Source organism: Prosthecochloris sp., assembly GCA_015482705.2.
Lineage (GTDB): Bacteria > Bacteroidota > Chlorobiia > Chlorobiales > Chlorobiaceae > Prosthecochloris.
In genome coordinates, this window is sequence record JADMLA020000040.1 from 14,237 (window position 1) to 27,738 (window position 13,502).

Genomic DNA, 13,502 nt, shown 5'->3' on the forward strand with positions numbered 1-13,502 from the left:
GGGTGAGCGAGTCAGAGGAAACGGTATTCGTGATCGTCGTGAACTGGAACAATGCGGGTGATACCATCCGGTGCCTTCAGTCACTTTCTTCGGTAGCGTATCTCCCCATGCGTGTCATGGTTGTCGACAATGGTTCAACCGACTGTTCGGTAGCAGAGATTCGGCAGCATTTTCCACAATACGAGATTCTCGAACTCGAGAGCAATCGGGGGTTCGGCGGTGGCTGTAATGCGGGCCATGACAAGGCGCTCGAGAAGGGAGCCGGGTATGTGGTTTTTCTCAACAACGATACTGTTGTTGATCCGGGGTTTCTCGAGCCGCTCATCGTTCCGCTGCGCGAAAGAGATACGCTGGCTGTGACGGTGCCCCGCATCTATTTCATGAACAGGCCTGACAGGATCTGGTATGCCGGTGGTGAAGTGAACCTGTTGACCGGGAGAATCGCTCATCGGGGTATCCGCCAGCCGGACGGGAAACGTTTTGACTTTCCTCTCGAAACCGCTTATGCGACCGGATGCTGCCTTGCTGTACGCGCAGGCGATTTCAGGGATGCAGGGGGATTCGATCCTTCGTTTTCCATGTATGCAGAGGATGTCGATCTCTCGCTCAGGATGCGAAAGGGTGGAAAAAAAATACTCTACGTGCCGGTTTCAAAGGTCTGGCACCGGGTGAGCGCTTCTGGTGGGGGAGAACTCGGCTTGTCGAGGCTCTGGAAAAAAAACCGGTCGATGTTACGACTGCTGGTCAAGTATCGGGCATGGCCTGGAATATTGTTGTATCTGTTGCTTGCTCCATTCAGACTTGCGCAGGGAGCTGCGGCAGTTCGTGAGTTCAACCGAGGGAAGTGATCGTCCGGGTCGAGCTGCGGTTTCCGACTTGCCGGGATTGTTGCGAGTTCGGCTTTTTCATTTTTCGGCTTTCACTCGATCGCCGAGAGGTAAGATGGTACCTTGAAAAGAATTGAATGTTCAGTCACATGCTGAAACGCAGCGTTCGGAAATGAAACGACAGGTAACAATAGCCAGAGAGGCGGGATTTTCTTTCGTCGGGTTTGTTGCAGGGCAGGGGATGCGCTTTTTGTTCAACCTTGTGGTTGCGAAGTTGATGGGCGCAGAATATCTGGGTGTTTACGCCCTGTCGCTTGCGATTCTGCAAATTGCCGAGGTTCTTGCCGTCAGCGGTCTCGATGTTGGCGTTCTCCGGTTTGTCAGTATGCAGGCAGGCGGTTTCCGTGACCGGTCGGCCTTTGTTGCTTCGGCGCTGAAAATTTCCCTTTTCTACTCGCTTCCTCTCACTCTTTTCCTTGTTTTTTTCTCGGGTTTTCTCGCCGGTCTTTTTGACGGCGGAAACTTGTTGCATCTGACGCTTATCTGCTATGCATGTTCGGTTCCTTTTCATGTGTTTATCGCTGTTGGCGGTCATGCTGTTCAGGCATATGAAAAACTTCGGCCGAAAATTATTGCCGGTCAGATACTTGTCCCCGGCGGGATGCTGCTGCTGGCGGTTGTGATCAGCGCCGTTGCCGGAAACAAGCCAGCCCTTCTTTTTTCACTGCCTTTGTCTTCGTTTGCCGGTTTTTTGTGGTTATGGCTGCAGCTCGATCGCATTACCGGTGTTTCTGTAAGGGATGTGCTCCGTGCCTCCATTGAAAAGGAGATGGTCCGGTACGCCCGTCCTCTTATGTTTGTCGCCCTGGCGGGTATGGTGAGCCACTGGCTGGATATTCTGATGCTCGGGTGGTACGCGGGTGCTGAAACGGTCGGTTTGTATCAGCCGGCGGTCAGAACGGCAGGCCTCATGCGCTCTGTTTTACTTGCGTTCGCGGGAATCGCCGCACCGATGTTTGCCGAAATGCACAGTCGTGGTGGGACGAAGGAACTTGAAAAACTCTTCAAGATGGTTAGTCGATGGGTTTTGATGGTGTCGATGCCATTTGCCGTTATCCTGCTGTTGATGCCTGCTTCCGTCTTGAATCTTTTTGGAGACTCTTTTGCCGTTGCGGCACCCGTCCTGGTTGTTCTCGCTTTCGCTGTTCTGATGCAGTCCGGTTTCGGTCTGTACGACACCATGCTACAGATGACCGGTTACTCGAAGATATGCTTCGTGAATGGATCGGCAGGCCTTGCAGTGCACATCATACTCAATGTCCTTCTCATTCCGCAATTCGGCATGATGGGGGCTGCAGCGGCATTGTTGGCGGTCTACTGCCTGCTTGCCGTGGCCAGGGCTGCCGAGGTGCGGACGCTTCTCGGTATTCATGCGTTCAGTTACCCGTTGTTCAAGCCACTTACAGCAGGGATTCTCTCAGGGGGCCTTCTCATCGTGGTGAGGCCTTTTCTCGAGGTTCTCGATGCTCCGTTCAGCTTTCTCGGGGGCATACTGCTCGTTTTTACAGTATATTTGCTGTTTATAAGGGTGATGCGGTTGGAACAGGAAGAGCTGGACGTTATTTTGGAGCTGTTTTCGTTTGTTAAAAAGTAGTTACTTCTCTGTAAACCTGGGTAAAACTGTCAGTGAATCAGTGAAAAATTCAATTCTGCCCGTTAGTGCCTCTTTCTTGGGGTATTTACTGCTTTCCGCAGGGGTTTTCTATTCCATTGTTTTTCAGGGTCAGGTTCCTGCTTCTCCTGACAGTGTCAGTCCCATGGCAACGTCTATCGCTCTCGATGCGCTGTATCAGGAATCCGGCCGTTACCCTTTGTGGCAGCCATGGTCTTTTTCCGGGATGCCGACGGTCGAGGCGTTCACCTATTTGAACGGTCTTTACTATCCGGGTGTCTTCTTCGGGTTTTTTCAGGTAAGCGGTCTATGGCTGCAACTGCTCCATTTTGTGTTCGCAGGTTTGGGTGGCTTTGTTCTGCTCCGCCATTTCAAGCTGCATGATTCAGCCGCTTTTTTGGGCGGGGCGGCGTTTATGTTGACGCCTTACATGGTCACGATGTTTGTCTACGGGCACGGGAGCCAACTCATGACCGCCGCATACATGCCTTGGGTGCTATGGGCCGGTATCCGGCTTCTGGACGATATGCGTCCCTGTGACATGGGCGTTCTGGCTCTCCTGGCTGGGTTTCAACTGCAGCGAGGCCATGTTCAGATTGCCTACTATACCTGGTTGCTGCTGTTTCTGCTGATCGTCTGGAAGGTTGCAACCAGTTCTTCAGCCGCAAAGAGGTTTAGAAAAACTGCGATGATTTTCGTTGCGCTCTGCATCGCGGTGATTATTTCCGCTTCCGTTTATCTTCCGGTATTCGAGTACACCCCTTTTTCTGTCCGTGGTTCGGGTAGCGGCGGCGGTGCTGCCTATGATTACGCGACGATGTGGTCGATGCACCCACGGGAGTTTATCACCTATCTTCTACCGGGCGCTGCAGGGTTCGGCGGGATTACCTATTGGGGTAAGATGCCGTTTACCGATTATCCCAATTATACAGGTGTTGTTGTACTTTGCCTGGCGGTGACCGGATTGATTGCCGAAAGGCGAAACGGGTTTGTCCGGTTTCTTGCCGTTGGAACGGTGCTCATGGTTTTTCTCGCTTTTGGCAGGTACTTCAGTCCGGTATACGATTTTTTTTACCATTTCATACCTTTTTTCAGCCGTTTCAGGGTTCCGTCCATGGCGCTTATCGTCGTGTCTCTCACTCTCGCACTGCTTGCCGGATTTGGTTTGCATACCGTCATACGGGAGATCAGTGGAAAAAGGTTGCGTTTGCTGAAAGGAGGTGCACTGATTCTTGCATTGTGCGCTTTGGGTTTTTTGCTTTTTGAAACGCCTGTCGAAGGGTTTATCCGTTCTCTTTTTCCGGTTCCTCAGGTTGAAAGTGCCGAGCTTGCAGCGGTGATCGACCGGGTACGGTGGAGCCTTTGGAAAAGCAGTTTTCTCGGACTGATCGGTTTCGGCGGAATGTTTGCGGCTCTTCTTTGGCTTCGGTCGAGAAAGGTTGTGGGTGTGGTCTTTACGGCGTCGTTTCTGACGATGCTCGCTCTTGTCGATCTGTTGATGGTCGACCGTCAGATTGTTTCCCCTTCGACGGGTTCTCTGCGGTCTTCGCAACTGGTTTCTCAACGCTATCTCGAAAGCGCTTTTCGAGAAGATGACGTGATCGCTTTTTTGCGTGCCGATTCTGATGAGTTCAGGGTGTATCCGGCAGGCCCCCTTTTCGCCGAAAACAAGTTTTCAGTGTTCGATATCGAGTCTGCCGGAGGGTACCATCCTGCAAAACTGCAGGTCTATGACGAGTTGCTTCGGGTTTCCGGGAATCTTGCGAATACCGATGTTTTGCGGATGCTCAATGTCCGCTATGTCGTCAGTATGTCGCCGTTGGACCATCCGCTTCTCGATGTTGTCCATGACGGTGAGCTGCGTTTGGCGAGAGGTCCGGTCGGGGTGAGGGTCTATAGGCTTGCCGGATCCATGCCGCGTGCATGGTTCGTTCGTGAAGGGGTTTCCGAGAAAGAGACGGTGGATGTCTATGGAAAATTACTCGGTGGTGAAGTCGACATAGCGGTACAGGCTCTCGTCGAAGATGCTCCCTGGAGCGGTAGCAAGCAATTTGGCGAAGGTGCCGTTTCTTCGATCGACGTGTTGCCGGAAAGAATTTCACTTTCCGTTCAGGCGGATCAGGGTGCCTTTCTTGTGCTGAGTGAGGTTTTTTTCCCTTTACGCTGGAAAGTGACGATCGACGATCATGAGCAGCCGGTCTTCAAAACAAACGGCATGTTGAGGGGCGTTTCGGTACCTGCAGGTAACCATCGAGTGGTCTTTTCTTTCGACCGAAGGGGATTTGAAAACGGGGTCAGGCTCTCTTTTGCGGGTTTTGCGGTTTCATTGCTGCTTTTCGGTACGGGACTGCCCGGTATGCGAAGATGGGGAGGGTTCAAGTAAGGCGTTTCAAGCTTGAGTGGTGTGAAAAAAATTCTGTTTTTGTGCATGAACTTTCCCCCGATGATGACTGAAGGCTCGTCACGCGCCTTCAAGTTCGCTAGGTCTTTTCCTGCACTTGGGTGGGAGCCGGTGGTGATTGCCTACCATGAGGTTTCAGGAGCACAGGCTGAGCGGTTGCCGTTCAGGGTTCACTATGTTGGGCATACCTATTCAGCAGAAGAAATGGCGCCAGAGCAGTTGTTCAGGCTGGTACATGGACTACCGCTCAAAAAGCGTTTTTTTCGGAAAACAGGGGTTCCTCGATCAAAACACGATATAGGAGAAAACAACTGGGAAAGAAACGCTGCCGTGGTTGCGGAAAAGCTGCTGCAAGAAGATTCTGATATTGAGATGATCTATGCCCAAGCCCCTCCGCTCGCTCCACATCGCTTGGCCCTCGAGCTTTCCGCAAACTATCATGTTCCGGTACTGTTCGACTGTACTACCTCTTTTGACGTTGATAAACAGGATATGAGTATCCTGCACTCCGGTCATTGTGTCGCCATGCCGTCGAGGGTGATGAAAGAGTTTTTTCTTCGGAAATACCGGGAAAAACTTTCTCACGAAGATATTTCCATAGTCAGGAACGGTTATGATGCCGAGCGTTTTTGTGTGACAGCGCATGAAGAACGGGCAGATGCACCGATTCTCTGTGTGTTTCATATCGAAAGGACAGAGGGAAAGGATCTGAAAAAATTCTTTTCCGGCCTATCGGCTTTTGTCGAATCGCAAGAGGGGGTAAAAGGCTTATTTTCGATTGCTTTTACCGGCTCCGGATATGAAAAGGTCAGGCGATACGTGAGAAAATACAGGCTCGAAGATTTTGTCGAGACAGGTCCGGTTTGTTCGCACGGTGATGAACTGGAACTCTGTATGCGTGCGGACCTCTACTGTGTTGTGCTTGGCAAAACCGATGGGCATGAACTTTTCGTGCCGGAACGCCTCTATGATATCATGGGAATGAAGACATCGCTCGGAGGCCTGCTTCCCGACGGCCTCGCAAAAGAAGTCATTCATGAGGCGGGTGGGAGAACGGCTTCTATCGAGCGGGTAGACAGTGTCGTCGATTTTCTGCAGGACACCTTTTCCCTCTGGCTTACCGGACAGCTCCCGACTGTTTCCGACACTGCCGTCGGCGATTACCGTTTTCATTCGTCAATGAAGGACTTTCTCGGAGAGATGGCGACAAGGCTTCCCATGGTGTAGCAGGAATGACAACGGAAAATATTTCTCGACAAAGCTATAAAAAATGTGGGTTCTGTTTTTGTATTTAATACAAAAATATTTTACCTTGGTGGTCCTTATGGATTTTATGATCGATTCAGACTTTGAACGTCTGCGTTTAACCAATAGAATAGAAAAGAATTTACAGCTATGCCGACGATTCAGCAGCTTATCAGACGCGGTAGAAAAACCAAGGCGTCGAAAACAGCGTCACCGGCTCTCGAAAAGTGTCCGCAAAAGCGGGGGGTTTGTACCCGTGTCTACACTACGACGCCGAAAAAGCCTAACTCCGCGCTCAGAAAGGTTGCTCGTGTGAGGTTGTCCAACAAGATTGAGGTGACGGCCTACATTCCGGGTGAGGGTCATAATCTTCAGGAGCACTCGATTGTGTTGATCCGTGGTGGGAGAGTCAAGGATCTTCCGGGTGTGCGTTATCATATTGTGAGGGGGTCGCTGGATACTTCCGGTGTTGCCGATCGCAGGAATGCGCGTTCAAAGTATGGTGCCAAGCGGCCGAAAGATGGTGCTGCCAAGTAAATCGAATCCTTTAATTACTGACGTCTACTATGGGTAAGAAAGTTGTATACAGCGGTGTTAAGCCTGATCTGCGTTATGGCGATGAGAGTGTGTCGAGGTTGATAAATGCGATTATGCTTGACGGTAAAAAAAATGTTGCGGCGAAAATAGTGTATGGCGCAATGGATATTATCGCGGAAAAAATGAAGGATGAGGAGCCGCTCGAGGTGTTTCGTCGTGCCTTGTCCAATGTTGCGCCGCTTGTAGAAGTGCGCAGCAAAAGGGTGGGTGGGGCAACCTACCAGATTCCTATGGAGGTCCAGCCTTCGAGAAGGGAGGCTTTGGCGTTCCGCTGGATCAAGCAGTTTTCCGCTCGCAGGGGTGGGCGCACCATGGCTGAAAAGCTTGCGGCCGAGTTGATGGATGCTGCGGGTGAGCAGGGTGCTTCGGTGAAAAAGAGGGATGAGGTGCATCGTATGGCGGATGCAAACAAGGCTTTTGCACATTTCAGGTTTTAAAAAACTAACAACTATTAACACGGGCGTAAAATTCAAACCATGGCACGGCAAGTAGGTTTAGCGAATGTTAGGAATATCGGTATCATGGCCCATATTGATGCCGGGAAAACGACGACGACAGAGCGGATTTTATATTACACCGGGCGGCTCCATAGGATGGGTGAGGTTCATGACGGCGGTGCTACCATGGATTGGATGGAACAGGAAAAGGAGCGCGGTATTACTATTACTTCGGCTGCGACTACCTGTTTCTGGGAGCCGAAGATCGGGAATTTCGAAGATGTGAAGCATCGCATCAATATTATCGATACTCCTGGTCATGTTGATTTTACTGTCGAGGTTGAGCGTTCGCTGAGAGTGCTTGACGGTGCGGTTGCCTTGTTCTGTGCTGTCGGTGGCGTCGAGCCGCAGTCGGAAACGGTCTGGCGCCAGGCGAATAAATACAATGTGCCGAGGGTCGCGTACGTCAACAAAATGGATCGTGTCGGCGCGAACTTTTTCGATGCTGTCAAGGCGATCAGGGAACGTCTCGGGGCGAATCCGGTTCCGATTCAGATTCCGATCGGGCAGGGTGAGATGTTTGCAGGTGTTGTCGATCTGATCCGTATGAAGGGTATTATCTACGACAAGGAAGACGGTAGTACTTATGAAGAGGTCGAGATACCTCATGATCTCGAGAGCGAATCCAAGCACTGGCGGATCAATATGCTCGAGGCTGTGTCCGAGCTCGATGAAACGCTTCTCGAAAAATATCTCGAAGGCGAAGAAATTACCGAAGATGAGGTTCGCAGAGTTCTGCGTCAGGCAACTCTCGACGGGACGATCATTCCTGCTCTATGCGGTTCATCGTTCAAGAATAAGGGTGTCCAGTTTATGCTCGATGCTGTCATAGAGTATCTTCCTTCCCCGGTCGATGTCGGGGCGGTGAGCGGGCATCATCCTTCAACCGATCAGGAAATCAGTCGTGAGCCGAAAGACGAAGATCCGTTTGCCGGTCTTGCCTTCAAGATCGCAACCGATCCGTTCGTTGGTAAATTGACCTTCTTCAGGGTGTATTCAGGTGTACTCAAAGCCGGCAGTTATGTGTTGAATACGGTGACTGGCAAGAAGGAGCGCATCGGCAGGTTGATGCAGATGCATTCCAACAAGAGGGAAGAGCGGGATGCCGTGTACGCGGGTGATATCGCCGCGGCGGTTGGATTGAAAGATGTCAAGACAGGCGATACGCTTTGTGATGAAAGCAAGCCTATCGTTCTCGAGAAAATGGTGTTTCCCGAGCCGGTTATTCAGATTGCGATCGAGCCGAAAACAAAAGCCGATTCGGATAAGTTGGGGGTTTCTCTTGCCAAGCTCGCTGAAGAAGATCCGACATTCAGGGTGTCGTCGGATGAAGAGACAGGGCAAACGCTTATAGCCGGTATGGGTGAGCTGCATCTCGAAGTGCTGGTCGACAGGCTGAAACGTGAATTCAAGGTCGAGGCCAACATCGGTCAGCCGCAGGTCGCTTATCGTGAAACGATCCGTGGTTCGGTCGAGCATGAAGGGAAGTTCGTTCGGCAGTCGGGTGGTAAGGGTCAGTTCGGTCTGGTCAATATAAAACTGGAGCCCCTCGAAGAAGGGGAAGGATTCGAATTTGTCGATCAGGTCAAGGGTGGGGCCATCCCCAGAGAGTATATTCCTGCGGTATCGGCCGGTATTCAGGATGCCATGAAGGATGGTGTCGTTGCCGGGTATCCGGTGCAGGATGTCAAGGTGACTCTGTTCGATGGTAAATACCATGAGGTTGACTCATCTGAAATGGCCTTCAAGATTGCGGGGTCGATCGGTTTCAAGGGTGCTGCAAGAAAAGCCAATCCTGTTCTGCTCGAGCCGATCATGAAGGTTGAGGTTATTACGCCGGAAGAGTACTTGGGTGACGTGATGGGCGATCTATCGAGTCGCAGAGGGCATATCGAGGGTATGGGTGAGCGTGCAGGTGCTCAATTTGTGAAAGCAAAGGTGCCGCTTTCCGAGATGTTCGGGTATTCTACCGTTCTTCGTTCGATGACTCAGGGGAGGGCGAATTATACGATGGAGTTCGAGTGTTATAACGAGGTGCCGAGAAATATTGCTGAAACTCTTCAGGAGAAGAAGGTTGCGGGTGAAGCTTGATAATTGCGAAGTGTTATGTCGTATACATTTATTTTTTTTGAGTAATAACAACAGTTAATCGATAGAGGGAGAAAGATATGGCAAAAGAGGCCTACAAAAGGGATAAGCCCCATGTGAATATTGGTACCATCGGTCACGTCGATCATGGAAAAACTACGCTCACGGCGGCGATTACATCAGTGCTGGCAAAACAGGGTATGGCGGCACAGCGTGAGTTCGGTGATATCGATAAGGCTCCTGAGGAAAGAGAGCGTGGTATTACCATTTCAACAGCTCATGTCGAGTACCAGACTGAAAAGCGTCATTATGCGCATATCGACTGTCCTGGTCACGCTGACTATATCAAAAATATGATTACCGGTGCGGCTCAGATGGACGGTGCGATCCTCGTCGTTGCGGGTACTGACGGCCCGATGCCTCAGACTCGTGAGCACATTCTGCTTGCTCGTCAGGTGAACGTTCCTGCACTTGTTGTGTTCCTGAATAAAGTCGATATCGCCGATCCAGAGCTTCTCGAGCTTGTCGAACTCGAGCTTCGTGAGCTTCTTTCCGAGTATGATTTCCCTGGTGACGATATTCCGATTATCAAAGGTTCGGCGTTGAAAGCGCTCGAGGGTGATGCGGAAGCTGAAAAAGCTATCATCGAGCTTATGGATGCGGTTGATAACTACATTCCAGAGCCGGTTCGTGATGTTGACAAGCCGTTCCTGATGCCGGTTGAAGACGTGTTCTCCATATCTGGCCGCGGTACTGTCGGTACCGGTCGTATCGAAAGCGGTATTATCAAAATCAACGAAGAAGTTGAGCTTGTCGGTATCAAGCCTACCAAGAAAACGGTTGTTACCGGTGTTGAAATGTTCCAGAAAACGCTTGACGAAGGGCAGGCTGGTGATAACGCAGGTCTCCTTTTCAGGGGTGTCGGTAAAGAAGAGATCGAGCGCGGTATGGTTGTGGCAAAGCCGGGTACGATCACCCCTCATACCAAATTCAAGGCTGAGGTATATATTCTGAAGAAAGAAGAGGGTGGCCGTCATACACCGTTCTTCAACAACTACCGTCCTCAGTTCTATTTCAGAACCACTGACGTGACCGGTGCGGTGACGCTTCCGGAAGGTGTTGAGATGGTTATGCCTGGTGACAATCTGTCGATCGAAGTCGAGCTTATCGTTCCGATCGCCATGGATGAAAACCTCAGGTTCGCTATTCGTGAAGGTGGACGTACCGTAGGCGCCGGTACCGTAACCCAGATTATCGAATAAGGCACGGATACTGTATGCAGTGGGGCGGGAAGTAGCAGCTCGCCCCTTTTTTATTCTAAACATTGAAAGAGGATTACGACAAGTGGCTGTTCAGCAAAAGATCAGAATAAAGCTAAAATCCTACGATCATAGTCTGGTGGACAAATGGGCCGTCAAGATTATCGATGTGGTGAAGCAGACGGATGCTATCATCTTCGGTCCTATCCCATTGCCGACCAAAACTCATGTGTATACGGTTAACCGGTCTCCGCATGTAGACAAGAAGTCCAGAGAGCAGTTTGCTTTTTCATCGCACAAGAGGCTGATTGAAATAATCAACCCGACCGGCAAGACGATTGATATGCTTATGAAGCTTGAGCTTCCAAGCGGTGTGGATGTAGAAATTAAGTCTTAATGAAAATTGAAAAGCAAATCGGAAATGGCTGCGATTCTTGGTAAAAAAATAGGCATGACCAGCATATATGATGAAAACCGCGAAGCGGTTCCATGTACGGTTATCCAGGCTGGGCCCTGTTTTGTGTCACAGGTTAAAACTGCCGTCAAAGACGGTTATGAAGCATATCAGCTGAGCATTGGCGAACGAAAAGAGGCTAAGGTTTCCAAGCCATTGAGAGGTCACTATGCGAAAGCAGGCGTCGTGCCCGGCTACAAGGTCGTCGAGTTCGAAAAGGAACTTATGGATGCCGAGCTCGAAGAGGGTGGTTCTGTAAGTGTCGAGATGTTCCGTGAAGGTGAGACGGTCGATGTTCGTGGCGTTTCCAAGGGAAAAGGTTTTGCCGGTGTGGTCAAGCGACATAATTTCGGCGGTGGTTCGAGAACCCACGGTCAGTCTGACAGGCTTCGTGCTCCAGGCTCGGTCGGAGGTGCTTCTGATCCATCACGAACCTTCAAGGGTACGAAAATGGCCGGTCGTATGGGCGGAAAAACCGTCAGAGTAAAGGGATTGAAAATAATGAAGGTGATACCGGAGTCTAATCTTCTGGTTGTAAAAGGTGCTGTTCCGGGCGTTAAAAACTCGTATGTACAGATTGTTTCTTCAAAAAAGTAAATGGTGACTAGCAGGGAAGCATGGAACTTAAAGTTTTAAATACAGGCGGCTCGGAAACCGGTGAGGTCGTTACGCTTGCTGACAGTGTGTTCGCTACAGAGGTGTCGGAGCATGCTATGTATCTCGATGTTAAGTCCATCATGGCAAACAGACGTCAGGGGACGCATAAAGTTAAAACCCGCTCGGAAGTTCGGGGCGGCGGTAAAAAACCTTACAGGCAGAAAGGTACCGGTCACGCGAGGCAAGGTTCGACCCGTTCACCCCTGATGGTTGGCGGTGGATCGATTTTCGGGCCTGAACCACGTGATTATGGTTTGAAAATCAATAAAAAAGTCAAACGCCTGGCTCGCCGTTCGGCATTGACAAACAAGGCGCAGGACGGTGGAATCGTCGTAGTCGAGGATTTTGTCTTCGATCAGATCAAGACAAAGCAGATGGCGGAGATACTCAAGAATCTCGGACTCGAAAGCAAAAAAACGCTGATGCTGATGCCGGAGCATAGCGAAACTGTCATCAAGTCGGGAAGAAATATTCCTAAGCTGAATGTCGTTGTTGCTGACAAGGCTTCGACGTATGATATACTTGACAGCCAAACGGTGCTTATGCAGAAGGCTGCGCTGAAAAAGATAGAGGAAACACTGGGTTAATAAAGCAGAGACAGCAAAAAAGAGGTGGTTATGAGAAATCCGTTATTGCAGCCCTGGCTCACAGAAAAAAGTACTCGTTTGACAGAGCAGGCAGGCCAGTATGCCTTCAAGGTTAAGGTTGCTGCCAATAAAACAGACATCAAGAGAGCGGTAGAGGAAAAGTTCGGTGTCGAGGTCCAGTCGGTCCGTACCGCAAATTGTTTGGGAAAGTCCAAAAGGCAGTACACCCGCAAAGGGCTGATCGCAGGCAAGAAAAACGACTGGAAAAAAGCTGTTATTACGCTCAAAGAGGGGCAGGTAATCGATTATTATTCCGGTTCGACTGACCAGGGAGAAGAAAAGAAATCCAAATAAAGGTTAGACAATAGTTTACAATGGCGATAAGGAAATTAAGCCCAGTTACACCTGCATCGAGGTATCTCTCGTATTCGGGATTCGATGAGGTTACAAAGAGCAAGCCGGAAAAATGTTTGCTTGCACCCTTGAAAAAATCAGGTGGCAGAAACCGTGCAGGCCGTATTACTTCGAGACATAGAGGTGGGGGGCACAAGCGTTTTTACCGTATCATCGATTTCAAGCGAAACAAGGATAACATTCCTGCAAAAGTCGCTGCGATCGAGTATGATCCGAACCGTTCATCGAGGATTGCGCTTTTGCATTACACGGATGGAGAAAAACGTTATATTCTCGCTCCCAAAGGATTGCGGGTTGGGGATGTACTGCAGAGTGGCGAAAAAGTCGAGGTGAAAGTCGGTAACACCATGCCGTTGAAGAATATTCCTCTCGGTACCGATGTGCATAACATCGAGATGAAGAAAGGCAAAGGTGGTCAGATGGTGCGTTCTGCCGGGGCATTTGCCGTGCTTGCGGCCAAAGAGGGTGACCATGCAACGCTCAAGCTTCCTTCCGGCGAGATTCGCAAGGTTCGCATCGAGTGCCGTGCCACTATCGGCGGTATCGGTAATGCCGATCATGAAAATATAGTGCTTGGAAAAGCAGGAAGAAGCCGTTGGCTGGGTGTCAGGCCACAAACGCGTGGCATGGCTATGAACCCTGTCGATCATCCGATGGGTGGTGGTGAAGGTAAGTCGAAATCCGGTGGTGGGCGTAAGCATCCGAAATCACCCTGGGGTCAGATTGCAAAGGGTATGAAGACCAGAAATAAAAAGAAAGCTTCAGGCAAGCTGATCGTTCGTGGTCGTAAGTCGAAATAAGAAG

13 protein-coding genes are annotated in these 13,502 nt (G+C 50.4%); all 13 read left to right on the top strand.

Features of this window, described 5'->3' with window-relative positions; all coding sequences use genetic code 11:
• The first annotated feature begins 2 nt into the window (after positions 1 to 2).
• The 13 genes from QZ209_RS10070 to rplB all read left to right on the top strand — a co-directional run bounded on the left by QZ209_RS10070 (position 3) and on the right by rplB (position 13,498).
• Positions 3 to 848 (top strand): glycosyltransferase family 2 protein, encoded by an 846-nt coding sequence (locus QZ209_RS10070; RefSeq protein WP_294347529.1) that lies wholly within the window; start codon positions 3 to 5, stop codon positions 846 to 848.
• Between the two features lie 151 nt (positions 849 to 999).
• Positions 1,000 to 2,481 carry a polysaccharide biosynthesis C-terminal domain-containing protein gene (locus QZ209_RS10075; RefSeq protein ID WP_294347531.1) on the top strand — a complete coding sequence of 494 codons (1,482 nt, stop codon included), beginning with the start codon at positions 1,000 to 1,002 and terminating at the stop codon, positions 2,479 to 2,481.
• Positions 2,482 to 2,521: 40 nt separating this feature from the next.
• Entirely contained in the window at positions 2,522 to 4,882 is a 2,361-nt protein-coding gene (locus tag QZ209_RS10080; protein ID WP_294347533.1) for a hypothetical protein, read from the top strand.
• A 45-nt stretch (positions 4,883 to 4,927) separates the two neighbouring features.
• Complete coding sequence (locus tag QZ209_RS10085) at positions 4,928 to 6,127, top strand: hypothetical protein (RefSeq protein WP_294347535.1); 1,200 nt, start codon at positions 4,928 to 4,930, stop codon at positions 6,125 to 6,127.
• 168 nt (positions 6,128 to 6,295) lie between these two features.
• Complete coding sequence (gene rpsL, locus QZ209_RS10090; protein ID WP_110022540.1) at positions 6,296 to 6,682, top strand: 30S ribosomal protein S12; 387 nt, start codon at positions 6,296 to 6,298, stop codon at positions 6,680 to 6,682.
• A gap of 29 nt (positions 6,683 to 6,711) precedes the next feature.
• Positions 6,712 to 7,179, top strand: coding sequence for a 30S ribosomal protein S7 (gene rpsG, locus QZ209_RS10095; protein WP_294347538.1), 468 nt, complete (start codon positions 6,712 to 6,714; stop codon positions 7,177 to 7,179).
• A gap of 39 nt (positions 7,180 to 7,218) precedes the next feature.
• On the top strand, positions 7,219 to 9,330 hold the full coding sequence (gene fusA / locus QZ209_RS10100; protein ID WP_294347540.1) for an elongation factor G: 2,112 nt from the start codon (positions 7,219 to 7,221) through the stop codon (positions 9,328 to 9,330).
• A 77-nt stretch (positions 9,331 to 9,407) separates the two neighbouring features.
• Positions 9,408 to 10,589: an elongation factor Tu gene (gene tuf, locus QZ209_RS10105; protein WP_294347542.1), complete on the top strand. Its 1,182-nt coding sequence runs from the start codon at positions 9,408 to 9,410 to the stop codon at positions 10,587 to 10,589.
• 82 nt (positions 10,590 to 10,671) lie between these two features.
• On the top strand, positions 10,672 to 10,983 hold the full coding sequence (gene rpsJ, locus QZ209_RS10110; RefSeq protein ID WP_110022536.1) for a 30S ribosomal protein S10: 312 nt from the start codon (positions 10,672 to 10,674) through the stop codon (positions 10,981 to 10,983).
• A gap of 24 nt (positions 10,984 to 11,007) precedes the next feature.
• Positions 11,008 to 11,637, top strand: coding sequence for a 50S ribosomal protein L3 (gene rplC, locus QZ209_RS10115; protein ID WP_294347545.1), 630 nt, complete (start codon positions 11,008 to 11,010; stop codon positions 11,635 to 11,637).
• A 20-nt stretch (positions 11,638 to 11,657) separates the two neighbouring features.
• Entirely contained in the window at positions 11,658 to 12,284 is a 627-nt protein-coding gene (gene rplD / locus QZ209_RS10120; RefSeq protein WP_294347547.1) for a 50S ribosomal protein L4, read from the top strand.
• Positions 12,285 to 12,314: 30 nt separating this feature from the next.
• The gene (gene rplW / locus QZ209_RS10125) at positions 12,315 to 12,638 is read left to right on the top strand and encodes a 50S ribosomal protein L23 (RefSeq protein ID WP_294347549.1); all 324 of its coding nucleotides are present in this window, start codon (positions 12,315 to 12,317) and stop codon (positions 12,636 to 12,638) included.
• Between the two features lie 20 nt (positions 12,639 to 12,658).
• Positions 12,659 to 13,498, top strand: coding sequence for a 50S ribosomal protein L2 (rplB, locus tag QZ209_RS10130; RefSeq protein WP_294347550.1), 840 nt, complete (start codon positions 12,659 to 12,661; stop codon positions 13,496 to 13,498).
• Positions 13,499 to 13,502: the final 4 nt, after the last annotated feature.

Bases quoted from the DNA above. Each gene is read 5' to 3' on its own strand.
- rpsL (WP_110022540.1), top strand. From the start codon at position 6,296: ATGCCGACGATTCAGCAGCTTATCAGACGCGGTAGAAAAACCAAGGCG.
- tuf (WP_294347542.1), top strand. From the start codon at position 9,408: ATGGCAAAAGAGGCCTACAAAAGGGATAAGCCCCATGTGAATATTGGT.
- QZ209_RS10085 (WP_294347535.1), top strand. From the start codon at position 4,928: ATGAACTTTCCCCCGATGATGACTGAAGGCTCGTCACGCGCCTTCAAG.
- QZ209_RS10075 (WP_294347531.1), top strand. From the start codon at position 1,000: ATGAAACGACAGGTAACAATAGCCAGAGAGGCGGGATTTTCTTTCGTC.
- rpsG (WP_294347538.1), top strand. From the start codon at position 6,712: ATGGGTAAGAAAGTTGTATACAGCGGTGTTAAGCCTGATCTGCGTTAT.
- rplC (WP_294347545.1), top strand. From the start codon at position 11,008: ATGGCTGCGATTCTTGGTAAAAAAATAGGCATGACCAGCATATATGAT.
- rplB (WP_294347550.1), top strand. From the start codon at position 12,659: ATGGCGATAAGGAAATTAAGCCCAGTTACACCTGCATCGAGGTATCTC.
- rplD (WP_294347547.1), top strand. From the start codon at position 11,658: ATGGAACTTAAAGTTTTAAATACAGGCGGCTCGGAAACCGGTGAGGTC.
- fusA (WP_294347540.1), top strand. From the start codon at position 7,219: ATGGCACGGCAAGTAGGTTTAGCGAATGTTAGGAATATCGGTATCATG.
- rplW (WP_294347549.1), top strand. From the start codon at position 12,315: ATGAGAAATCCGTTATTGCAGCCCTGGCTCACAGAAAAAAGTACTCGT.